The following is a 21543-nucleotide window of genomic DNA, read 5'->3' as shown; positions in this document are numbered from 1 at the left end:
CGAGAATAAGCGAATTATAACAACTAAAACGCGTAAATGAGAGGCAGAAAAAAAGCCGCAAAGTGCGGCTTTCTGTCAGGTAACAATAATGCTATTTGAGTTTAGTCGATACAAAGTCGAGAATCTCTTGCATCAGTGCATCATCCACTTTTTTCAGATTAAGTGCTAAGTCTGCGCCTTTGCGACTGTAACTGGCGCGCCCTTTAACTAACTCTACTTTTCGGCTGGCTGAACGCTTACTTGGCGCAAGCTCTTCAATCCACTGTTCAAGGGTTTCAGAGACTTCTTTCGTAATACGTGCAACGCCTTGAGCTTGACTGCGTTGCCAAACAAAACCGTCCGTTGACTGACACTTATCTAAAAGCTTGCCACGGTTTGCTTCACTAAGTTCATTGAATTGTTTGTGAAGCTTCACAATCGTCGGACGCCCTAAATCAGCTACATTTGGGTAAGCCTGAAGAAGCGTTAACGGTAGATCGGCGGCTTTCAATGCGCCACTCACCAAGGCTTCACTGCATTGGAACATCTTGGCTAATGCTTTCTGATCCTCAGCCTCACCGCTTTCCAGCTTCGCCTGCATCTCTTTGCCTTTTTCATATAAAGACAAAGGCTTGTGGGCATTCGCCACATCGGACAAGAATTTTGCATGCTCACCATTGATGTTTTCAGCAACGTAGATGAGGAAATCTTTTTCGGCCAAGATACAAGACATACGACGGCGGCTACCGTCAAGGACTTCAATCTTACCGTCTTCGCGCTTACGGCCAACGGCTGGGTATTGCTGTCCACGTTCTTTTAATGTTGCCAGAACATCGGACAACGCATGTTCATTTAGGAAAGATTGCTCACGGGCATTTTCTGCAAATACAACCGTCTGCTCCGCTATATCGCTGGCCGAAATGCGTACTAGCTCAAACGTAACCATCTCCTCGCCTGCAACCGCCAGTTCAATCACCTGCGCTTGCTCTTTAGCCGCTTTTTGCGCTTCCTGAGGCGTTGCTACATGGCGCTTATTGGCTTTACCAAACAATCTTGCGTTTAAATCTGAAGTTTTAATTGCCATTGTCTAATTACCCCTGATTTAGTGATGACCAGTTGCTATGCAGAACTCGTTCAAGCTCTAACGCACTCTTTTGAACAGCATCTTGCGCTGTCGCCAACGTCTTTTTACCACCTTCAAAATCGCCAGTTGTCAGGTCAAATACAGTACTGTAGGTATCGGCACAGGTTTCAAAAGCACGGCTACGTGGAATAGTGGCCATCGTCACTTGATCGCCTAACAGGTAGTTCATCTCTGTTAGAACGGCCACTTGCTTCTTGTTATCATCTTCAAACATCGTTGGCATCAAACGAACAAACTCAAGCCCCTGCCAGTCTTCTGGGAACATCTCGTATACTGTCGGGAGATGCTGGAAGAAGTTTACCGTAGATGCCCAGTCTAGACGCTTAGCGGCACAAGGGATAAGCAGTGCGTTAGATGCATACATCGCATTCCACACGAGTGGATCAACGTGTGGACCAGTATCAATCATGATGATATCGAAATCATCGGCGATTTGATCAATCAGCTTTTCCTTCAATAGTTTTACGATATCGAGAGATTGATTCTGTGATAGATTTTGCCACGCTTCTGCGTTAAACATCGCGTCTTCCGGGAACGCCGATACGGTTTTCAGGTTCGGGTACTGAGTAGGAAGCAACACATTTTTATGCAGGAATTCTTTGTCGACTTCGACGCCTTCAGGCACGTTGTCGAGCATCACATCCACGGCTGAGTAAATGTTATCGTGGTCAGTCAGGCTAATTTGTGGATTAAGGAATAAACGCAATGAACCTTGTGGATCCAAGTCAATCAGACAAATACGGTAACGCTTGTCTAAGTTCAATGCTAAACACGCCGCAAGGTGCACAGCCGTCATGGATTTACCTGTACCACCCTTCTGGTTCTGTACATTGATAATCCACGGTTTATTGTCATTGTTTTTCTTACGCTCATGGAATTTCGCAACGCCAGCCGCGTCCATCAACATGTGAGCTTCTTGCAGTGAAATAGAATAGTGATTCGCATTATTCTTCGTAAACTGATGACCGGACTCCTCGAGTTTACTGATCGCATCATCCAATTTACGACGAGTCAGACCTGAACGAGTTTCCATCAGTGCTTTCGACATAGGCGGGAAATGCTCATCGCTGCGCTCTTCCAAAACGATCTCTATTCGGTCAGCCTGAACCTGTGCAGTTTGTTCAGCGAGTTGAATGAGACTATCAATTGTCTGTTCTCTTTTCATTGCCAAATTCCGTTATTAGTGTCTGTTGATAATTGTACAGCATAATCAATCAATAACAACAAAAAGGTGAACAGACATTTATAGATGCAAATCACATTAATAAGAGAGTTTTCAATCGATTTAATGAATACACAACAAAACCTGTCAAAAATTGACCATTTTAGATGTGTAAAAGCCATTTAATAGTCGACTACATTTAAAGTGTTACAGCATCACTTATTTACATTGTAAATAAAAAATCGATGAAAAAGAGAAAAATTTCCCGGAACGATTGTTATATGCTCATATTTTACGGCCTGTGTAATTTCGACTCTAGACAAACACCATATTGACTTGCTAGTCCTTACTAATTCAATGAACTTTATCTCATAGAGAGTAAACGCAACAACTCCTCATGCTCGCGACTATCCGAAACAATGATCAAGGTAATTACGGTGATCATGCTTTCAGGCATAAAATCGCTTATAGGAAGCATGATCAAGGAAAATTCGATGTGTTTGAGGCAGTTAAATACCTTCAGTTTAAATGATCCTTATTCGGATCAATGATCAAGTAACGATAACGCTCGGAAGCATGATAATTTCAGTCCGAATTACGGCGGAATGCCGATGAACTAAGAGATGTCGCTGTATGTACTGGTATCTCACGTTAAATCGAGTAACGAAGAGAGAAGAACCTTACATGACTCGATTTTCTTGATCATGCTTTCGATATCGATGTTAGTGAGATTTACTCCCTGTAAAATGAGTAATGTATATCAGATGGATTTCAGATTGGTGAAGAAAACATCAATTCACATGCTCACACAGGCTATCCTTGATCATTCTTTCGTGTTCTGCACTCAAATTTCACATCATATGAAGCATCCATTTCGGTTGCGTTCGTTTCGCTCTGTGGATAAATTGTGAGTCTACGATGATCATGCTTCGGGTTCGATATTGATCATGCATTCGTAACACTAATGATCATCGTTCTGAAAAGGTTTGATCATGCTTTCAGTCATTTGATGATCATAGTTTCGAAGTGTTCATGATCATGCTTTCAGCAGTGGATAAAAAAAGATTATTAATAACATAAACTTACAAGCAAGCTCTTTCCCAGATCATTAGATCATATAATCATTTAAGATCACTTTAATCAGAAAGATCAGTTATTTAAAACAACAAGTTTTTTCTTTATTTATGATCTGTTTTTCTTTATTCTTTCGGAACCATAGCGATATTACGGCTAGTGTGATACGGATCATAATAAATGAGTTCAGAAGAAAAAGTACTGATTAAGGCTCCAAGAAGCCATAAAGACGGACATATGTTTGAGGTGTCCGAAGCCGCAGTGAATTGGATTGAGCAATATCAGCACTTCAAAGGCGTCACTAAAAGCATAGTTGAACTTCTGAATCTTATTTCTTTACAAGGCTTCAGTAGCAAAGATGGACTGGTCTCTACCACAGAGTTGATTGATGCCACTGACGGTCAATTGACTCGGGCTGCCATTCAGCAACGTCTGCGAGCTGCAGTAAATATCGGTTTGTTCCAACAGATCCCGGTTCGTTTTGAAGAAGGTCTTGCCGGCAAAACTATGCTGCACCGTTTCGTAAATCCTAACCAATTGATCACTGCATTAGGCGCCACCAGCCTGATGACGGAATCCGTCAAACAGAGCGAAAAACAGAAACGCTCCAAGGCATTAGCACAAACTCATGTGAATAAGCGTCTGTTGAATGAACATGGCCTTAATACGCCACCTGCAATGAAAGATGAGGCGGATCAGTTTGTTGTTTCGCCAACCAATTGGGCGGGTATCATTGATCAGGCATTGGCTCCGCCACGCACCCGTAAGCAATACCAGAAAAGCATGGTTTCGATCTCTGGCACTAAGGCAGTGATCGAAACACGATCATCGAAAAACATTATGACGGTGGACGATCTGATGACGTTGTTTGCGTTGTTCACCCTTACCGTTCAGTACCATGATCACCACCAGCACCAATATCAATTGGATGCCAAGCAAACTCCGAATAAGACGCCATTATATATTACAGACATTCTTTCATTACGTGGTAAGAAGGATAGTGGACCTGCGCGAGATTCGATCCGCGACAGTATTGATCGTATTGAGTTTACCGATTTTCAACTGCATGAGCTGACGGGCCGTTGGTTGAGTGAGAACATGCCAGAAGGCTTCAAGAGTGATCGTTTCCGTTTTCTGGCTCGCACCATTACCGCATCAGAAGAGGCACCAACAGAAGGCGCTGACGGCGAAATTCGTATTAAACCGAACCTGTATATCCTCGTCTGGGAGCCTTCTTTCTATGAAGAGCTGCTAACCCGTGATTATTTCTTCCTGTTCCCACCAGAGATCTTGAAGCAACATACATTGGTTTTCCAACTGTACAGTTACTTCCGTAGCCGGATGTCACGCCGTCATACTGATGTAATGCTACTTAGCACCTTGAACCAGAAATTGGCGCGCAATATCGAATGGCGCCGATTCTCTATGGATTTGATCCGCGAACTCAAGAAGTTATCCGAAGGCAGTGGTAATGAAGATCCGTTTGAGGTCAATCTTTGGGGTTATCATCTGACGATCTCCACGCTGGAAGAAGACGGCAAGATCAAAGACTATCAGTTCGACATTAAGTGCGATGCTGAAGAAGTCTTACGTTACTCCCGTGCGCGCACTACTAATGCGGGTAAGCGCAACATGGCACCAACCTTACCTAACCCGCTGCGTAACGAGATGGTCACCAAGCAGCAGTTGGATGAGATGTCACAGATCATTGACGGTGAGTTTGAACCTATCCAACGTAAAGAGCGCTCTCCTAAGGGCAAACTAGGACGACGAGTCAAAGTGCGTAAGCATCTGGTTGAGATCAATGCCGATGAAATTACGATTACTCTCTCTAAATATACCTCTCCAGAGGCTCTAGAACGCTCTATAACGGCTTTAGCCGCGATGACCGGGCATTCTCACAATTCCATCCAAGAAGAGTGTCAGGAGCTCATAGAGAAGCTCGACTACCTCAGAGTAGGGGAGGAGATCATCCCATACGAAACGCTCAGTAAGTTGATTGAGCTCTACAATGGTCAGAGTGAAAACAAACACTTATCCATTGAGCGCCTGATTGCTGGCCTTGCGGTAAGACGTAAAGTTTGCAAACAGGTGCATGAAGGGCATTTGGACGAGACCGTGTTCAGAGTGCTTGACGAAGTGGCGATATAAGTGAAGAATAGCCCGCGTTTTCTATCAGCCAGCAAATTCTTGCTGGCTTTTTTATATCTGTTTACTGCTTGATACAGGCTGTTACATACCTGTGGTGAATAGACATATCTACTACATTCCCCTGACAATGAACTGACATTGGTTGCAGTGGAGTTGGATAATATTTATCCCGAATAGACAACCTTTTGTCCTTTCTGATGAATGAGGGATTTGGATTATCCCTGATAGATTGGCTCATATTGTTACATTCATTCTGAATATTTTGCGAGTTCTTATGAACTCGCTTTTTTTTGCCTGAAATTCCTCAATTACTGAAAGCATGATCAAGAGAAAGCCTTGATCATTGTTCCGCCTTTGAGCGATCTACCTGTATCTGTTTGGTACCTACTGAATTTCACTATCACACTTTCGTTAGTCATAAAATCAGTAGCATGAATGTAATTTTATTATCTAAATCAGATTCTTATTCCACCTTTTTACTCATTCATATTAATTAGCGCATAGTCATTTTTCGTTAACGGAAGTGTCACTTATCGCCCAAATGATGTTTCCCCGCACTGCATGTGCAGTGTTTCAGTTTATTTATTGGATACTTGGGAAAATATGATGAAACTTGGCAAGCTTGGGCAAGCAGCTTTGGTCGTGATCAGTTGTATTATGATAAGCGCATGTGATGACACTGAAGCGGAAATAGAAACTGATACAATTGAGACGGTTCGTTCTCACTCGCACAATGACTACTATCGAGAGGAGCCTTTTACTGGCGCGGCAGAGCTAGGCTTTGGTAGTTTTGAAGCCGATGTATACTACAAAGAAGGTTATGAGGAGGTTCTGATTGCCCATGGTGAGGAAGACCTAGTCCATGAATGGAAATTTGATGAGCTTTATGTTCTTCCGATAGTTGAGCATGTAAGAAACAACCAAAATCAAATGTACGATGGCTGGGAGTACACCGCAGTTTTGCTTATCGACATTAAAACACAAGGTGCTTTTACTTGGCAGGCGGTAGAAGAAGTGCTCAAGCAATATCCTGATGTATTTAGTCGTTACGAGAACGGTAAAGTGTATCAAGGACCTGTCACCGCGATCATTTCTGGTAATCGCCCGATCGCACTGATGGACAGTCAGGAAACCCGATACTCGTTTGTCGATGGCCGCTTAAGCGATCTCGATCAAAACTATTCCGCGACCTTGATGCCATTGATTAGCAACAATTTTGATTACTTTAATCAAGAGCAATTTGGTAATTTTGATGGAACAGAAGATTGGCCAGAAGAGGCACTCGCTGAATTGGAACGAATTGTTACGACTGCTCATAAAAATAATCAAAAAATCCGTTTTTGGGCAACGCCTGAAGGTGATCCTGAAAGGCACGATAAAATATGGGGTGAGCTTACTAAAGCTAACGTGGACTATATCAACACCGATTTACCGAAGACGCTTCATGATTGGTTGTTGATTAATGATCCTCACCCAGATATGCCAGGGCTTAATTGGCTCGAACACTCAGATTGGGAGTCCATGTACTAGCGTAGTGCTGTTATTTTCCAAGGTAAATGGCAGCCTTATCGCTGCCATTTTCTACTGGATGATCTGTATATCAATGCCGCCGTTCGTAAAGCTCTTGATCATCGTTCCGAGGTTCATTCCAGCTTTGTGCGGCCATAAACTGGACGTGTGACTCAATCAGTTGATGTGATTGACTTTGCCAATGTGCTTCGGGGCGTTGATTGCAAAATTCTAAACTGACCACCGTCAGGTTTTGCAGTCGTTTCATGCACCAGTCTTTAAGTGCTAACTCTGTTTCTGGGTTACAGGCGCACAATTGAAGTTTGCTGTAGGCAAGCTGAAGATACTGGTAAGCTTTATCAGGTTGTGAGTAGCGCTCAAAATGGAAAACTCGCAAACAAGCATCCAGCCAGCAGGCAATGGCTTTACTTTGTAGCTCGCTAATCTCTGGGCCCCATACTTCGTCAGGCACACTCAGTACTAAAGCTTCAATACCTTGATCATGCTTCTGTGTTTGGTACCAGTTGTCGATGTGTGAAACCCAGTTATCAAGCGTCATCATGCAGCTTTAACCCAATGTTTTACAAAATGATTTGGACCAATTTGATCATAGCCTTGTTGCACTACCGCGCTGGTCGCGCGAATTTGATCAGCGTCCACAGAGTAGTTTGGTTCACTCTTGACCAGATTACCAAACGGCAGATCAGGATCCGGTACCGCAGAGATCAGCAGCTTGGTATAAGGATGTTGCGGATCGGTTAAGATCGCCTGTGTGTCACCCCACTCAACAATCTGGCCTTTGTACATCACGGCGGTTTCTTCCGCGATGTAATGAGCGGTCGCTAAATCATGTGTGATGTACAAAAAGCCGATACCCAGTTCTTTTTTCATTCGTTGCATCAGGTTAAGCACGCCAAGCCTGATCGATACATCAAGCATCGACGTCGGCTCATCAGCCAATATCACTTCCGCGCCAACTGCTAGTGCTCGCGCTAAATTCACCCGTTGTCGCTGGCCTCCGCTTAACTGGTGAGGGTACTTTTCTAATGTGTCTGGCGCGAGTTCGACTAAGTCCAATAACTCAGTCAATCGTTCCGGGATGGCGTGGCTGCTCTTAACCTGCTTATGGATCTTAAGTGGGCGGGTGAGGTGGTGAGCAATGGTATGAGTTGGATTCAGTGAGCCAAACGGGTCCTGAAACACCATTTGCACTTTACTTCGATAATCAAGCAGGGCTTTTCGGCTCTGGATCTGTTCAATGTTGTTGCCGTTAAACAGGATCTCTCCTGATGTGGCAGAGTGGACTTTGGTGATCAAGCGTGCACAGGTGCTTTTTCCACAACCAGACTCACCGACCAGCGCCAGAGTTTTGCCTTTGTGCAGACTAAAACTGACGCCTTGCAGTGCTTTAAATCTATCTTGCGCGGCGAAACCACCGCCAATCGTGAACTCTTTGACAACATTGTTGAGTTGGATAATCGGCTGGCTCATACCGTCGCTCCTTGTACGTGATGCTTACCTTGATGAATGTTGGGGAATGACGCCCATAGTTTCTGTGTGTAAGGGTGTTGAGGATGGTTACGGATCTGAGTCGATTGATTGATTTCCACAATCTCTCCATGGCGCATGATGGCAATCCGATCACACAACTGGCTCATTAGTGCCAGATCATGGGTAATGAACAGAACTGAGAAGCCAAACTCTTCACGCAATTGATAGATTTGTTGCAGGATCTCACGTTGCACCACCACATCCAGTGCGGTTGTGGGCTCGTCCATAATGATCAGCTTTGGGTTAAGCGATAACGCAATCGCAATCACGAGTCGCTGGCGCATGCCACCACTGAACTGGTGAGGGTATTCGCTTAACCGTTCTCGTGGAATATTAACCAGATCCAGCAGCTTTTCCGCTCTGTCTTTCGCCTCAAGGTCACTCATGCCTTTATGGTGGCGCAACACGTCGGCAAACTGCTCCTGAATGGGCAGAACTGGGTTTAGCGAATTCATTGCACTTTGGAAAACCATTGCAATTTCGCTCCAACGAATCGCGTTTATCTGGCGATCTGATAGTTTAAGCAGGTCTTGACCGTCAAAATGGATTTGCCCCTCAGAAATGAACGCGGGCGGCTTGTGGAGACGATTGATTGCAAAAGCGATAGTGCTTTTGCCACAACCTGATTCTCCCGCGAGACCGAATATTTCACCTTTGCCTATATCAAAACTGACGGATTTCACCGCGCGAAAGTCGCCGTTGTCCGTTATGTAATCGACGCACAAATCACGAACCTGAATGATCGGGTCGTGATGTACCGCATGCGTTAGCTCGTTATCACTCATAATCACACTTACCTAAAAATAAAGGAGAATGATTATCATTAACTGTTAATTTTTGACTGAAAAGAAGTGGTGATTAAAACAGTGAAGTGACTCGAAAAACGCTCAGTATGTGAACAGGTTTGTCATTTGTGAGGGAGAAGTAGTACTGGAGTTGGCGTGAAAAGTGAGAGCTGGATCGCCTTACAAATATTAGGGGGAATCCCTTAAATGTACTTCGCCATTTGGCCACGCGCAAAGCTTATTTATACAAAAAACAGTAACTGTGCACGAACTATTAGCGCAATCACATTATGAAGCTAAAATTCTTAACAAGGGCGGCGAGCTTTTGCTACAGATTAGCTGTCCCTTGCATGGTTTGTTCGGAGGTTACAATGTCCATTAATTCTATTGACCATGATGAAATGACTAAAATCACAGACAAGTGGGACTTCACGGAAGAAGTACAATCACAGAAGCCAACCAAAAGTGTTAAGTCGGCGGAGGCTCGTCGTCGTATTGAAGCATTAAGAGAGATTCGCGAAAGCGGCTTAACCATAGAGGAAGCGAAAGACCTAGGCATACTGCACTAGATGTGATGACAGTGATAATCGACGTAAGGGTGGCTCAAATAGCCACCCTTAATTTTTCTTTTTTTGATCTTAGTTAACTCACTCGTTGTGCTTTGATGTCCATTTAAGTCACGAATGTGCTATATTCCCTCTCCATATTTTGCAGATTCAGCCCCTTTGTATGTCGATTAATTTATCTACCCTCCCGGCCAACGAAAAAAACAAAATTGAGCTTGATAAACAGGCCTCATTTTTAGTCTGGAAGCTGCGTGAAGCGAAAGCAGGGCCAGATGAAATTGATCAGCAAGCGGATAAAATCAGAGATGAAGATGAACGAGCGTCTTTTCTCGAATCTGTAGCCAAGTACAAGCGAGTGATGGGTGTCGCCTGACGTCCAGTTTGCAAGACATCGAGAAATTGAAATGGTCTCGATTTTTGCTAAAATCCTTCGCGTTAAATTGAATTAGAGAGAACATCCCGATGGGAAGAAGTTTTGAAGTGCGCAAAGCCTCGATGGCGAAAACAGCTGGCGCAAAAATTAAAGTTTATTCCAAATACGGTAAAGAAATTTACATGTGCGCGAAAAATGGTGGTGCAGACCCAGACATGAACTTGTCTCTTAAGCACCTGATCGCAAAAGCGAAAAAAGACCAAGTTCCTGCACACGTTATCGACAAAGCAATTGATAAAGCCAACGGTGGCGGCGGTGAAGACTACGTTCCTGCTCGTTACGAAGGTTTTGGCCCTGGCGGTACCAGTGTTATCGTTGATTGTCTAACAGATAACGGTAACCGTACTTTCCAAGATGTACGCCAGTGTTTTGTTAAAACAGGTGCGAAAATTGGCGTTGAAGGTTCAGTTTCGCATATGTTTGATCACCAAGCGGTATTCCAGTTCAAAGGCGATGATGACGAGATCATTCTAGAAACGCTAATGATGGATGATGTGGATGTTACTGACGTTGAACTTGAAGATGGCGTGATTACGGTATTCGCTCCTCACACGGAGTTCTTCAAAACTAAGACTGCTCTAAACGGCGCTTTCCCAGATCTAACGCTTGATGTCGAAGAAATTACATTCGTTCCTCAAACTCACACGCCTGTTGCGGGTGAAGATGCAGAGAAATTCCAGAAATTCCTCGACATGCTAGATGACTGTGATGACGTTCAGCAGGTTTACCACAACGCTGAGCTGTAATCTCAGGCACACTAACATGTGCTAAAAAATTGCTAAAAAAGGGATCCTCGTGATTCCTTTTTTTGTTTCTGAACACTGAGAAAACTCATCATCTGATTAGACAAGCCGTTGTCTTTTAGGTAATAAACCCTTTCAATAGATGCTGGTTAGATAAGGTACCGGACGACAGATGAGTAAACGACTTGCGATATTTCTTAGCTGCTACATAGCGTTTCCCGCTATCTCTGCACAAACGGATGTGCTCGAACGAGCCAATACACTCTATGAACAGGGTGAAAAGGAGCAAGCCAAATCGTTGTACACGATGGCCGCAGAGCAGGGCAGCGCTGAGGCGCATTTTAGGCTCGCTTACCAATACATCCTGTCTGACCAGCAGAGTGTCTACCACTATCAGCAAGCCGCTTTGCAAGGCCATCAAGAGGCACTAGACAACTACCTTGAGAAGGTGTTCTTTAGAGCGGGCAGTATATCAATGTCAGACCCTAAAAGTGCGCTTGAGACCTATCAGAAGGCCAAACAACACAACCCCGCATTATCAATTTATGATGAAGAACAGAAAATCCAAACGATTCGCTATGCTGCAGAGTTACCTGAGCGGGACGTAGAAGCGTTTTTCGAGAGGTATGGCGTAAGGGATGAAGATGGCGACTGGCCATTTTATGATGTTTGGGAGCTGGCAGAACAGGCCTCGCGTGAAGGGAGTGTATTTGGCAAACCCGATCCAGAGCTCGTTTTCTGGCTCATCACCCGTGGTGGTTGGGTTCCCGCTGAGCTGTCATATGCAGTCAAAGATTACTATCAGCACTGGAAAGATAACCAAGTAGTGCCGTTCGATCTATGTCAATACGTGACAAGTGGAGCAGGGATGGGGTATTGCGCTCAGCGAATCGCGGACAAGCAAGAAAAACAGCGCCAGAGTGCTCTGAGTTCTTTAAAGGCGGAACTCTCAGGTAACTATTCAGGATTGATGGAGGCTGCTTATAACGAAATGACGACCTTTGTCACTCTTAAAGCACAGCAAGAAGAAATGCATGGCGGTTCTGGGAGAGCTGCGTGGATAACGGATTCCATCCAAGAACAGAAAAACGATTACCTAGAAGCTTTGGAAAAAGCGGTTCGGGGCAACATCGAGAGCGTACCTACACCTCTGGCAGAAACGGATAGGCGTCTAAATGCGACTTATCAAGAAGTGATGGACTATCTCAAGCTGCCATCACCAGAGTATACGTTGCCAAAACCTCAATCTTTCGAGTTGCGAGAGGTTCAAAGGCAATGGATAAAGCACCGGGATGCGACCTGTCGTTTAGTGGCTGTGCCCCATCTGTCGCTAAAAGAGCAATGCTTAAATTGGCTTACCGCTCAAAGAGAACAGCAACTGCGCGACATCATCATTCCATAAGTATTTCAAAATCGTAGAAGAGGGAGTACAACCAGGCGCTCCCTCTAATCTCAAAAATCCATCGTTAGGCTTGTGATACAGCACCTACTCCTGCTAGCCAGTTCGAGAGCTTACGTATTAGCGGTAATACTGTCAGGTTGAGTACGAGTGCCGCTGGCCACGCAAGAATAAAACTGTCGAGCCAGATCGCTGGCCATTCGCTGCTAAAGCCAAGTTTATAGCCAGAAATTAATCCAGACATGATGACGGCCATAGTCAATGAAGAAAGTAGGGCTGAAATCCAAAAATGTTTGCGACTCATATTTCGCCTCCTCTGCTTGTTCTTATGTTGCCATTAAGGATATAACTAGCCATAAGTGAAAAAAATAAGCAGGTTTAGAAGCATGAATTCCATATTTGGAAACATCGACGACCTTTATTTGTTCTGTTGCGTTGTAGAAGAAGGCTCTTTACTGGCAGCGTCTAAGAAGCTGCAATTACCTGTATCAACTATGTCGCGCCGCCTCTCGACCTTAGAACAGCGTCTGAATATCAGATTGCTTGAGAAGAAGGGAAGGGAGCTGGTCGCAACACAAAGTGGTGTACAAGCGTTTGAGTTGTTGCAGAGCGGTATGGAATCGATCGAGTCTGGCTTTGGCCAAATGGTCTCAGATACGCAGCAAGTTTCCGGCAAGATAAAGTTAGCGATCCCACACAACTTCTACCGTGCTTTTGTAGGGGATGTCGTTGAGCAGTTTCTGGTTGATTACCCCAAAGTCTCACTCGACTTAGTGCTCAGCCAGGAGCAAGCTGTTCCCCAAACTGACCGAGATTTATTGATCACCTTCGATTTGGCAGATATGAATGACATGATAGCCAGGCCTTTGTTTAAAGCTCGCCATGCATTTTTTGCCAGCCCTGAATACTTGGAGAAGGTGGGCGTTGTGGAAGATTTACAGCAGCTCAGCAAACTGGATTGGGTTAGTGTCGATCATGCATTAGACATCTCGGTTTACGAACAGGAACGTTTAGTTGATGTCATGGCTGTCAAACCTAAGTTGATTGTTAACGATATTCTGGCGGTATGCGGAGCGGTTGAAAAAGGGCTGGGTGTGGCTTCTTTACCGTTTAGGCACGTCCATAAAGGGATGAATATTGTTCGGGTTTTGCCTCAGTATCAGCGTAGTGTGAGACAGGCGTATCTGGTGTACAAGCAAAGGCGCTACCAACCTAAGGCGTTGACCTTACTGGTTGAGCGTTTAATGAGTGGTGTGGCGAAAATGCAGGAACCGACGCATTTTACAGTGTAAAACCAACCTAATAGAAAAGATAAGGAAAGGACGAGCAGATGGATAAAGTGGTCATCGTTACAGGCGCGGGAAGAGGGATTGGAGCAGAAACTGCCAAGCTTCTTGCGCAACAGGGCTACGCGGTGTGTGTCAATTATCTTAAAAACCACCAGCGTGCTGATGAGGTTGTGGAGGCGATAACTCAGTCAGGTGGTCGTGCGTTCGCGCATCAGGCGGATGTGTCTGATGAAGGTCAAGTTGAAACTATGTTCAGTGCCGTCAACGCTCGTTTTGGTATGGTGACTCATCTGGTGAACAACGCGGGTGTATTGTTCCAGCAAACGACATTGAATAAGGTCGATGTAGGCCGATTTAGACAGGTGATGGAATCCAATGTGGTGAGTTGTTTCCTGTGCTGCAAAGCGTTTATCAATCAACTGGATGCTTCAGGGGCGATTGTCAACGTCTCTTCGGCAGCATCAAGAACGGGTGCGCCGTTTGAGTATGTCGATTATGCGGCATCGAAAGGCGCGATGGATTCCTTAACTAAAGGTTTATCTCTAGAGCTGGCTGAACGTGACATTCGAGTCAATGGCGTCAGGCCGGGCTGCATTTACACTGAGATGCACGCCGATGGCGGTGAACCAGGGCGTGTAGACCGACTCGCTTCTCAAATTCCGCTTGGACGTGGTGGTACGGCACTAGAGGTTGCTCAGTCGATAGCATGGTTGTTGTCTGACGAAGCGTCGTTTGTGACCGGTTCGTTCATCGATATAGCCGGTGGAAAATAGGGTGATTGAACTGGCCATCCAGGTTAACCAGATGGCCATTTTATCGAATCATTTAGCGTAATAAGGGCAAGTGCCCTGTTTTGACCAGAATGATTGTTTCCTGCTCAACAAAAGGAAAATGCTCGCTCATATGTGGGCTGCGTAACCAGCTCCCTTTTGGGTAGCGGCCATGTTCGTCGGCGAACTCTCCTGAGAGGACAAAGATCTCTTCACCGCCAAAATGTCGATGCGGCTGAAATCTTTCTCCCGCTGGCCATTTCACCAAAGCGACGTGTTCATGTTCGAACTCATGCAATGGCATTACTTCAAGGCCGCCAATTCCAGGTAACCAAGCTTGCGTGTGGGTGTTCACCCTGATGCTCGCGCTATCTCTCTCATCAAACTGATTCAGTTTCACCAAGATGGTACAACCTTGATCGCTGAAAGGAGCGTGTTGACTGCCTGGTGGATTACGCAGATAGGTGCCTGCGGGGTAGTCCCCCTGTTCATCGGAGAAGATACCTTCCAAGACGAATATTTCTTCTCCCATTGGATGTGGATGCGTGTTGAAACGAGAGCCCGCATCGTAGCGTACAACACTGGTTGTATGACCGGATTCTGCGTCTTCTCGCTCTAGCGGTTTGCGCCAAACGCCTTTGGCTGGGCTAGCAACCCAAGGCATCGACTCAGTATCAATTACGACGCGCTGGGCAAAGTTCATATTGAGCATCAGTTACTCCTTAGGTTGATATGCATTAGTTACGGCCTGCGATCACGCCGCCATCCACGTCCCAGACTGCTCCTGTTACCCAGCTTGCCTGATCCGAGAGCAAAAAGCTGATGCTGTTCGCCACATCTGCCGCGGTTCCGACTCGGCCTATCGGGTGAAAATCGTTAAAGCTTTCCAAAGCCTGATCGACTTCTTTAGGGTCAATAAACGCTTCATAGATGGGCGTTTTTACCACGGCAGGCGAGACAGCGTTGACTCGAATATTATAATCCGCCAATTCCATCGCTAAGTGCTGAGTCAGCGCATGTAGACCCGCTTTAGCCATTGAGTAGGCGGAAGAAGCTGTGGCTTTAATAGCTTGTTTCGCCCACATGGAACCAATATTGACAATACTACCACGGTTGGCCTGAATCATCTTTTGCGCAACGGCCTGCGTGATTTGAAATATCGCCTTATTAAGCTGGTGGTAGCGATCATAATCTTGTTCAGTATGGTCAATGAAGGCTTTGGGATTAAAGTAGCCCGCAGCATTGACTAAATAACCGATGGTTTGCTGAGAATCTTGGATGTTTTGCACAAGTTGCGAGACAGAGTCTGCATCATATAAATCCGCCTGATACGTTTTTACCATGCCCAACTCACCAAGCTCGCTAGCCGCCTGTGCTAGCTTGTCGGCATTTCTTCCTACTAGCGTGACTGGGACTTGATTTTGTAGCAGTTGCTTGGCGGTCTCAAAACCCATGCCGCTCGAACCACCAATGATGAGTGCTGTACCTTGATTACTGTATGTCATTTTTCTTTCTCCTGATTGATTCGGACGTGCTAATATTAGGAGCAATGTAAATCACTGAATAGTAAGTACAAATCAGTAGGGTAGGTACTTTTTGGTACATCTTTATGAATAACAAAGAAAAACTTTTTACGAGAAAAACTGCACCCCAAAGCAGTGCCCGAATGGTGGAAGCAATCTATGGCTGCAAATGGTCGCTAACGGTCTATCAATTACTCGCTGCAGGTGTAAATCGACCGGGAGAAATGGTGCGCAATGTTGAGGGGCTATCGACTAAGGTGTTGAACCAGTGTCTTAAGCGCAATGTGGAGTTTGGAATACTCGATAAAGTGATTTATAACGAGTTGCCACCAAGGGTGGAGTATCAGGTGACAGAGTTCGGAGAGAAATTTTTAGCCATTCTTGAACAGCTGGAAGCCTTACAAGACGAAATCGATCAAATCGGGTGAGCCACAGTGACTCACCCATACATTGGTTAGCCCGCCAAACGCATCATGTTACTTAAGCGTTGATGACTGGTGCTACCTATGTCATTACGATCGCAAACTGACAGTAGGTCTTCAATAAAGTGACTCAAAGCTCTGGCCTCAACACGGCGCACACCTTGCTGCTGAGCGTCAGTCAGATAGTCATACACGGAAGCTGCCCCGAAATCGCCGAATATCATCTCACCTTGTGCATTGATCAACACATTGTGGGCATACAAATCACCATGACAGACTTTGTTGTCATGCAGGTGGCTGAAAACGTTGAGCATTTGATCAACGATGTATTCGATCTTTTTGGCACTAAGGATCAATTCCGGTTTGAATACATCACGCGTACAGGTGTTTAGAGTCGGCGGCAATCCCAAATTAAAATAATCTGATGGGATTAACTCCATGACGAGCGCAAGGTGGTTATCTTCGCTCAACTGTGCAATCGATTTGACTAGGTTAGTGTGATGTCCAGCCTGCAGACAAGCTTGTAACTCATCTTGCGGGTAACCGTCACTGGTTACTTCGCCTTTAAACACTTTTACCGCTACTTCTGCTGGGAAATCAAAATCCTTATCGAGCCAGTTTGCGTGTGAGATTACCCCAGAAGCGCCTTGGCCAAGCACGTGATTCATTGAATAACTGGCCGATGAGATCTGAGGGACACTTTCGTTGTGTGACAGACGCTCACAGAATGGGTTGCCTGCAAATGCCATCCAAGCCAGTTTTGGCAGCTCAAGCAAGACTTGAGGAAACGCATCGAGTTGGTTGGCTGACAGCCTGACTAGCTCTAAGTTAAGCAAATTTTTAAAGCTCTTTGGCAGAGCCGTGATCTTGTTACCCGCTAACGCCAGTTTTTGCAGTCGTTGTCTATGGCCTAAAGATTCTGGTAGTTGCTCTATTTGGTTATCTGTCAGAATCAGCCAGCGAAGTTGCTCTGGTAGAGATTCTTCCGCGACACGGACAATTTGATTGCTCTTAAAACCAACCATTTCTAACCGTTCACATTGACCGAGTACCAAAGGAAGACGGGTAAAGCGGTTATTGGAAGCAAAAACAATCTTGAGTTGGGTAAGTTCAGTCAGCCATTCCGGCAGTTCACACAGTAGGTTGTTGGACACATCGAGGATCTCTAAGCTGTCAGATAACGTTAAGATCTCTCGTGGTAACTCAGTTAATTGCTCAGAAAGCTGAAGGCGCTGAATGCCTGCCAGCTGGCCATTTCTTAGTTGTTCTACTGTATGCAAACTTGTCTGCCTATAAATGTTTGGGGATGGAAAAGAGCGCGTATTCTACGCAGTAAATGGATGAAAGGCGAGACAAGGACGATGCGCCTAGTCATAAGAGGCGCTCGTCACTACGTTATTGCTGGGCGAGTTGCCGATAGCTCAGTATGGTCAGCAGAGTGAAAAACGCCGGGTCACTCCAGCCAAAACCGACAAAAATACCGATAAACCCTGCGTAGCCGGTGATTACGAGGCCAAGTAGGTTGGTCACCACCAGAGCTTTAAACAGCTGACGCATTGTTTCTCTGTGTTCAATGTGGCGCAGCAACAAACTGACAGCTGCCACCCCGCCCAAAAAGATGCTGGTATGTTGAGATAAGAAGTAGGCGTATTGATCATTAATTTCTACGCCATACATCGGCCACATCACATGGGGCAGAAAGAATAGGGCGATAGCAAAGGCAGTATAAATACCGCCATGTAGGGTTAGGAAGGTTTTGTTGTTCATTGTACTACCTGCTGATTGACAGGGCCTTGGTTTATGGCTGTCAGTGGTTGGTTGATGTCGAAGATAATGCCGCGTACTTCTGCGACCCCCATTTGTTTTAAGCGTGCAGCGTGCATCTCAAGATAGCGTTGAGCGCTGGTTTCATCTTCAAACAGGTAGATTCCACCGCCGAGCTTTTCAGCTTCACTCTCAGTCCAGATTTTCCAGATCATGCCCGGTTCGCGATTGATTGACTCAGCCAGCTTTATCAGCGCCTGAGACATTTCTTCTCCCATCGGACCGTGGTATTCAAAATCGACTTGCAATAGTTTCATGATGGTTTCTCCGTAAGTGGTGTTTGGTTGCTGTTGGGATGATTAATTGCCTATAAAAAATAAACAGAAAAGTTCATAATATTGCGTGTAATTGTCTAAAAAACTGACAGGTGAAAGCGGTGAGATTAAAAAGCACGTTAGAGCAATGGGTCACGCTTCGTGAGATAGACAGAGCTGGTAGTATTCAGGCCGCCGCGGTCGCACTCAATAAGAGCCATACGACCTTGATTTACTCGGTCAAAAAGCTGGAAGAGCAACTCAGTGTTCAGCTTGTTGAAGTAAAAGGAAAGCGAGCAAAATTGACTGACCATGGCCAGTCTCTGCTGCGTAGAGCAAATAGTATGTTGGATCAGGCAAGAGAACTTGAGGATCTTAGCCAGCAGATCGCAGCAGGTGTCGAGTCCGAAATAACCGTTGCTATGGATCACTTGTGCGATCCGTCTTTACTCTATCGCCCGATGGCGCAATATCTCAGGCAAAATAGCGCGACTTCGATTCAGGTTGTGGAAACGTCACTATCGAAAACGTCTGACATGGTTACCCGTGAACAGGCTGACATTGCCCTCATTACCCTGCCAGTCACCAACTATCCGGCACAGGCGTTTTCGCTGAGCAGTATGGTTCCTGTTGTATCGACAGAGCACCCACTTGCCCAGCAAGCGAGTTTAACTATGGCTGATTTCGCAACGCACTGTCAGATTGTTATTCGCGATCTTGGTGCGTCTCAAACCAATGAGCAGGCGCAAAATGTCGGCTGGCTGAAATCCAACCAGAGAATTACTGTCGATAACTTTGACCACGCCTTTCGGGCGGTAGAGCAGGGTGTGGGGTTTTGCCGTTTGCCGACTCACATTGTTGCCAAGCGAAATCAGGGACAACTGCAAGTACTTAATGTGGAGGAGAGTGACTGTTATCAGGTCCCGCTTCATCTTACTCTACCCAAAGGGGCCAAAACCGGCCCAGCAGCGCGGTGCTTCTATGAGTTATTGCTGAATGGAGCTTGGTCAGAATCTGGTGAAAAATGCCAGTAGTGAGATGATTAGCGAATCACTGGCTAGTGAAAGCGTTACTATGGACGCTAACTTTGGATTTTTGAAGGGAAACGTAAATGCAACCTTGGTTAGATTGGGCTAAACAAATTAAAGCTATCGCACAGGCTGGCGAAACGTATGGTAGAGATAAGTACGATCTGGAGCGCTACCACCAGTTAGATGAGATTGCTCATCAAATGTTTGCTCATTTGAGTGGCAGCCCAGTTGAGCAGGTACAGAAACTGTTTATTCCGGAATCAGGTTATCCAACACCCAAAATAGATCTACGTGCTGCGGTGATTAAGGATGGAAAAATACTCTTAGTAAGAGAAAGAGAAGATGACTGCTGGACGCTACCCGGTGGTTGGGGTGATGTATGTGAAACACCGAAAGCAGGTGTTGTGCGTGAAGTATTGGAAGAGTCTGGTTATGTGGTGAATAACCCTCGGCTGGTGGCGGTGAAAGATCGTGCAATGCATAACTATCAACCTGAGTTTCCGTTTCATATCTATAAGTTATTCTTTCTGTGTGATTTTGTATCCGGTGAAGCGACGACTAATATTGAGATTTCTGAGATTGAATTTTTTGCACCGGATGAGCTTCCTCAACTCTCCCAAGGACGCGTATTAGTCGAAGACATCGAGATGATGTTTGACTATCTCGCCAACCCTGATAAGCCTATTTACGTTGATTAACAGTGAGAACTTGTGTTTACAGTGTAAAGTGAAACGCCATGACATTGTCATGGCGTTTGTGCTTATTGGTGGTGAATGCTCTTAATTATTTGACCCCGAGTATCGAAAGGCTTCACGTGTCAGTTTATCGAGCTCAGTATGGTCCATGTCACTATGCACGACGGTAATGCGGCCAAGATAGATCTGTGGTATTTCTTCTGCTCGATTTTCCAGATGAAATTTGATGGCTTCAGCTGTTGCGACGCCGAGATCATCGCTCATGCGCATCGGCGTCGCATCTAATTCATCAGAGCGTATTTTTTCAATTTCTTTCGCTGTTCCACCCCAGCCAGTCACATAAATGTCAGAGAGCTTCCCTGCTTCCCCTAAGGCATCTACCGCGCCCATTGTCATCGCAGTATTCGCGTTATGAATCATGGTGACTTCAGGGAAATTATCCAGCACCAGTTTGACACCATCAGCGCCGCCGAGTTTTTGGTACTGACCGAAATGCTCATAGGCTGTCAGCCAGTCTCCTTTTTCTTCTACACAGTCAATAAACCCTTGAGAACGTTGGGTATCTGTAATGCCAGGAATACCTCGATTGGCTGCAAAGTCGACCTCGTTACCTAGGTGTTTGACAACGTGTTCACATAATACCTCTGCGCCCATTGCACTGGAGAAATCAAACCACGCATCTGGCTGGTGCTGCCACTGAGAATCTGGAGTATGGAAAGCCCAGATAAAGGTTTTGAACTTATCGGAGGCAGACAACTTCTGGATGTTTCCTGACTGCAAGCCGAGTTCGGACGGGCCAAAAATCACGAAATCGTAGGGCTTAGCAGCGTTTAACACCTGTTTGGTGTATTGCGTTTGCAATGAGTGTTCGATTTGCTTAGAGGTGTATTGAACGATTTCAAAAGGTACGTCTAGATCTTCGAGGCGTTTGACTAGAGCCGTGTAGTTGCGTACCCAGAAATCAGAAATATCCGCACTTGGGTAAATTAAGGCGATTTTGATTGGTTTATCGGCTGAAGGCCTGTTTAAAGGGACCGGTTCCCCACTGACTGTCTTTTGAAATGTTTCAAGCTTGATTTTATCTTGTTGAGTGTGGGAAGTCTCTGAACTAAAAGCAAAAGATGAAACACATAGAGTCCCCGTCAGCACTGCTGTTAGCACTCTATTAACGTGAAATCGCATACTTGTTACCAAATGTTTTGATTGTGTATTAACATTATTATAAATATATAAAAATTA

The 21543-nt window shown here is 45.3% G+C and carries 23 protein-coding genes; 11 read left to right on the top strand and 12 right to left on the bottom strand.

Annotated elements, in window-relative coordinates:
• Positions 1-91: 91 nt before the first annotated feature.
• Both IX95_RS03675 and IX95_RS03670 read right to left on the bottom strand, forming a co-directional pair.
• Entirely contained in the window at positions 92-1063 is a 972-nt protein-coding gene (locus tag IX95_RS03675) for a ParB/RepB/Spo0J family partition protein (protein WP_021456164.1), read from the bottom strand.
• A 7-nt stretch (positions 1064-1070) separates the two neighbouring features.
• Positions 1071-2288, bottom strand: a complete 1218-nt coding sequence (locus IX95_RS03670) for a ParA family protein (protein WP_006959900.1) — start codon at positions 2286-2288, stop codon at positions 1071-1073.
• 1251 nt (positions 2289-3539) lie between these two features.
• Here IX95_RS03670 and IX95_RS03665 point away from each other — a divergent pair.
• Both IX95_RS03665 and IX95_RS03660 read left to right on the top strand, forming a co-directional pair.
• A complete protein-coding gene (locus IX95_RS03665) occupies positions 3540-5510 on the top strand; it encodes a replication initiator protein RctB domain-containing protein (protein ID WP_038156935.1) in 1971 nt (656 codons plus the stop codon).
• Between the two features lie 603 nt (positions 5511-6113).
• Positions 6114-7040 (top strand): phosphatidylinositol-specific phospholipase C/glycerophosphodiester phosphodiesterase family protein, encoded by a 927-nt coding sequence (locus tag IX95_RS03660; RefSeq protein WP_235202572.1) that lies wholly within the window; start codon positions 6114-6116, stop codon positions 7038-7040.
• 70 nt (positions 7041-7110) lie between these two features.
• Here the strand turns inward: IX95_RS03660 and IX95_RS03655 are convergent, their stop codons facing one another.
• The 3 genes from IX95_RS03655 to IX95_RS03645 are packed head-to-tail and all read right to left on the bottom strand — an operon-like array spanning position 7111 to position 9355.
• Positions 7111-7581 carry a hypothetical protein gene (locus IX95_RS03655; protein WP_038156930.1) on the bottom strand — a complete coding sequence of 157 codons (471 nt, stop codon included), beginning with the start codon at positions 7579-7581 and terminating at the stop codon, positions 7111-7113.
• Entirely contained in the window at positions 7578-8510 is a 933-nt protein-coding gene (locus IX95_RS03650; protein ID WP_021456168.1) for an ATP-binding cassette domain-containing protein, read from the bottom strand. Before IX95_RS03650 ends, IX95_RS03655 begins: the two co-directional genes overlap by 4 nt.
• Entirely contained in the window at positions 8507-9355 is an 849-nt protein-coding gene (locus tag IX95_RS03645) for an ABC transporter ATP-binding protein (RefSeq protein WP_021456169.1), read from the bottom strand. The genes IX95_RS03650 and IX95_RS03645 overlap by 4 nt, the downstream gene beginning before the upstream one ends.
• Positions 9356-9726: 371 nt before the next feature.
• Here IX95_RS03645 and IX95_RS03640 point away from each other — a divergent pair, with 371 nt between their 5' ends.
• The 4 genes from IX95_RS03640 (at position 9727) to IX95_RS03625 (ending at position 12499) form a co-directional block, all read left to right on the top strand.
• Positions 9727-9924 (top strand): PA3496 family putative envelope integrity protein, encoded by a 198-nt coding sequence (locus IX95_RS03640; protein ID WP_006959890.1) that lies wholly within the window; start codon positions 9727-9729, stop codon positions 9922-9924.
• A 160-nt stretch (positions 9925-10084) separates the two neighbouring features.
• Positions 10085-10294, top strand: coding sequence for a DUF3283 family protein (locus IX95_RS03635; RefSeq protein ID WP_006959884.1), 210 nt, complete (start codon positions 10085-10087; stop codon positions 10292-10294).
• A gap of 89 nt (positions 10295-10383) precedes the next feature.
• Positions 10384-11100, top strand: coding sequence for a YebC/PmpR family DNA-binding transcriptional regulator (locus IX95_RS03630; RefSeq protein ID WP_019277412.1), 717 nt, complete (start codon positions 10384-10386; stop codon positions 11098-11100).
• 169 nt (positions 11101-11269) lie between these two features.
• Positions 11270-12499, top strand: coding sequence for a lysozyme inhibitor LprI family protein (locus tag IX95_RS03625; protein WP_038156925.1), 1230 nt, complete (start codon positions 11270-11272; stop codon positions 12497-12499).
• A 64-nt stretch (positions 12500-12563) separates the two neighbouring features.
• Here IX95_RS03625 and IX95_RS03620 read toward each other — a convergent pair whose 3' ends face one another.
• Positions 12564-12800 (bottom strand): DUF2798 domain-containing protein, encoded by a 237-nt coding sequence (locus IX95_RS03620; RefSeq protein WP_038156922.1) that lies wholly within the window; start codon positions 12798-12800, stop codon positions 12564-12566.
• A gap of 82 nt (positions 12801-12882) precedes the next feature.
• Here IX95_RS03620 and IX95_RS03615 point away from each other — a divergent pair, with 82 nt between their 5' ends.
• Both IX95_RS03615 and IX95_RS03610 read left to right on the top strand, forming a co-directional pair.
• Positions 12883-13788: a LysR family transcriptional regulator gene (locus IX95_RS03615; RefSeq protein WP_038156918.1), complete on the top strand. Its 906-nt coding sequence runs from the start codon at positions 12883-12885 to the stop codon at positions 13786-13788.
• A gap of 38 nt (positions 13789-13826) precedes the next feature.
• Complete coding sequence (locus IX95_RS03610) at positions 13827-14558, top strand: SDR family oxidoreductase (RefSeq protein ID WP_006959871.1); 732 nt, start codon at positions 13827-13829, stop codon at positions 14556-14558.
• 52 nt (positions 14559-14610) lie between these two features.
• Here the strand turns inward: IX95_RS03610 and IX95_RS03605 are convergent, their stop codons facing one another.
• Both IX95_RS03605 and IX95_RS03600 read right to left on the bottom strand, forming a co-directional pair.
• A complete protein-coding gene (locus tag IX95_RS03605) occupies positions 14611-15267 on the bottom strand; it encodes a cupin domain-containing protein (protein WP_038156916.1) in 657 nt (218 codons plus the stop codon).
• Positions 15268-15292: 25 nt separating this feature from the next.
• Positions 15293-16060 carry an SDR family NAD(P)-dependent oxidoreductase gene (locus IX95_RS03600; protein WP_038156913.1) on the bottom strand — a complete coding sequence of 256 codons (768 nt, stop codon included), beginning with the start codon at positions 16058-16060 and terminating at the stop codon, positions 15293-15295.
• A gap of 104 nt (positions 16061-16164) precedes the next feature.
• Between IX95_RS03600 and IX95_RS03595 the strand changes: the two genes are divergently transcribed.
• The gene (locus IX95_RS03595; protein ID WP_019277418.1) at positions 16165-16506 is read left to right on the top strand and encodes a winged helix-turn-helix transcriptional regulator; all 342 of its coding nucleotides are present in this window, start codon (positions 16165-16167) and stop codon (positions 16504-16506) included.
• A gap of 26 nt (positions 16507-16532) precedes the next feature.
• On the opposite strand, the gene IX95_RS03590 is transcribed toward IX95_RS03595, so the two are convergent.
• The 3 genes from IX95_RS03590 to IX95_RS03580 all read right to left on the bottom strand — a co-directional run bounded on the left by IX95_RS03590 (position 16533) and on the right by IX95_RS03580 (position 18581).
• Positions 16533-17780, bottom strand: coding sequence for a leucine-rich repeat-containing protein kinase family protein (locus IX95_RS03590; protein ID WP_038156911.1), 1248 nt, complete (start codon positions 17778-17780; stop codon positions 16533-16535).
• Positions 17781-17895: 115 nt separating this feature from the next.
• Positions 17896-18267 carry a hypothetical protein gene (locus IX95_RS03585; protein WP_006959863.1) on the bottom strand — a complete coding sequence of 124 codons (372 nt, stop codon included), beginning with the start codon at positions 18265-18267 and terminating at the stop codon, positions 17896-17898.
• Positions 18264-18581 (bottom strand): monooxygenase, encoded by a 318-nt coding sequence (locus IX95_RS03580; protein ID WP_038156910.1) that lies wholly within the window; start codon positions 18579-18581, stop codon positions 18264-18266. Before IX95_RS03580 ends, IX95_RS03585 begins: the two co-directional genes overlap by 4 nt.
• A 119-nt stretch (positions 18582-18700) precedes the next feature.
• On the opposite strand from IX95_RS03580, the gene IX95_RS03575 reads away from it, so the two are divergent.
• Both IX95_RS03575 and IX95_RS03570 read left to right on the top strand, forming a co-directional pair.
• Positions 18701-19612, top strand: coding sequence for a LysR family transcriptional regulator (locus tag IX95_RS03575; protein WP_038156907.1), 912 nt, complete (start codon positions 18701-18703; stop codon positions 19610-19612).
• A gap of 77 nt (positions 19613-19689) precedes the next feature.
• Positions 19690-20307: an NUDIX hydrolase gene (locus tag IX95_RS03570; RefSeq protein WP_038156905.1), complete on the top strand. Its 618-nt coding sequence runs from the start codon at positions 19690-19692 to the stop codon at positions 20305-20307.
• Between the two features lie 81 nt (positions 20308-20388).
• On the opposite strand, the gene IX95_RS03565 is transcribed toward IX95_RS03570, so the two are convergent.
• A complete protein-coding gene (locus tag IX95_RS03565) occupies positions 20389-21486 on the bottom strand; it encodes a substrate-binding domain-containing protein (protein WP_038156903.1) in 1098 nt (365 codons plus the stop codon).
• Positions 21487-21543: the final 57 nt, after the last annotated feature.

The organism is Vibrio sp. B183, assembly GCF_000740665.1.
Taxonomy (GTDB): Bacteria; Pseudomonadota; Gammaproteobacteria; order Enterobacterales; family Vibrionaceae; genus Vibrio; species Vibrio coralliilyticus.
This window is presented reverse-complemented; position numbering and strand designations above follow the sequence as displayed.

Excerpts from the sequence above, each read along its gene's own strand:
- IX95_RS03650 (WP_021456168.1), bottom strand. The coding sequence starts at position 8,510 with ATGAGCCAGCCGATTATCCAACTCAACAATGTTGTCAAAGAGTTCACG.
- IX95_RS03635 (WP_006959884.1), top strand. The coding sequence starts at position 10,085 with ATGTCGATTAATTTATCTACCCTCCCGGCCAACGAAAAAAACAAAATT.
- IX95_RS03580 (WP_038156910.1), bottom strand. The coding sequence starts at position 18,581 with ATGAAACTATTGCAAGTCGATTTTGAATACCACGGTCCGATGGGAGAA.
- IX95_RS03615 (WP_038156918.1), top strand. The coding sequence starts at position 12,883 with ATGAATTCCATATTTGGAAACATCGACGACCTTTATTTGTTCTGTTGC.
- IX95_RS03660 (WP_235202572.1), top strand. The coding sequence starts at position 6,114 with ATGATGAAACTTGGCAAGCTTGGGCAAGCAGCTTTGGTCGTGATCAGT.
- IX95_RS03595 (WP_019277418.1), top strand. The coding sequence starts at position 16,165 with ATGAATAACAAAGAAAAACTTTTTACGAGAAAAACTGCACCCCAAAGC.
- IX95_RS03605 (WP_038156916.1), bottom strand. The coding sequence starts at position 15,267 with ATGCTCAATATGAACTTTGCCCAGCGCGTCGTAATTGATACTGAGTCG.
- IX95_RS03600 (WP_038156913.1), bottom strand. The coding sequence starts at position 16,060 with ATGACATACAGTAATCAAGGTACAGCACTCATCATTGGTGGTTCGAGC.
- IX95_RS03670 (WP_006959900.1), bottom strand. The coding sequence starts at position 2,288 with ATGAAAAGAGAACAGACAATTGATAGTCTCATTCAACTCGCTGAACAA.
- IX95_RS03610 (WP_006959871.1), top strand. The coding sequence starts at position 13,827 with ATGGATAAAGTGGTCATCGTTACAGGCGCGGGAAGAGGGATTGGAGCA.
- IX95_RS03665 (WP_038156935.1), top strand. The coding sequence starts at position 3,540 with ATGAGTTCAGAAGAAAAAGTACTGATTAAGGCTCCAAGAAGCCATAAA.
- IX95_RS03570 (WP_038156905.1), top strand. The coding sequence starts at position 19,690 with ATGCAACCTTGGTTAGATTGGGCTAAACAAATTAAAGCTATCGCACAG.
- IX95_RS03565 (WP_038156903.1), bottom strand. The coding sequence starts at position 21,486 with ATGCGATTTCACGTTAATAGAGTGCTAACAGCAGTGCTGACGGGGACT.
- IX95_RS03630 (WP_019277412.1), top strand. The coding sequence starts at position 10,384 with ATGGGAAGAAGTTTTGAAGTGCGCAAAGCCTCGATGGCGAAAACAGCT.
- IX95_RS03655 (WP_038156930.1), bottom strand. The coding sequence starts at position 7,581 with ATGATGACGCTTGATAACTGGGTTTCACACATCGACAACTGGTACCAA.
- IX95_RS03640 (WP_006959890.1), top strand. The coding sequence starts at position 9,727 with ATGTCCATTAATTCTATTGACCATGATGAAATGACTAAAATCACAGAC.
- IX95_RS03675 (WP_021456164.1), bottom strand. The coding sequence starts at position 1,063 with ATGGCAATTAAAACTTCAGATTTAAACGCAAGATTGTTTGGTAAAGCC.
- IX95_RS03625 (WP_038156925.1), top strand. The coding sequence starts at position 11,270 with ATGAGTAAACGACTTGCGATATTTCTTAGCTGCTACATAGCGTTTCCC.
- IX95_RS03645 (WP_021456169.1), bottom strand. The coding sequence starts at position 9,355 with ATGAGTGATAACGAGCTAACGCATGCGGTACATCACGACCCGATCATT.
- IX95_RS03585 (WP_006959863.1), bottom strand. The coding sequence starts at position 18,267 with ATGAACAACAAAACCTTCCTAACCCTACATGGCGGTATTTATACTGCC.
- IX95_RS03620 (WP_038156922.1), bottom strand. The coding sequence starts at position 12,800 with ATGAGTCGCAAACATTTTTGGATTTCAGCCCTACTTTCTTCATTGACT.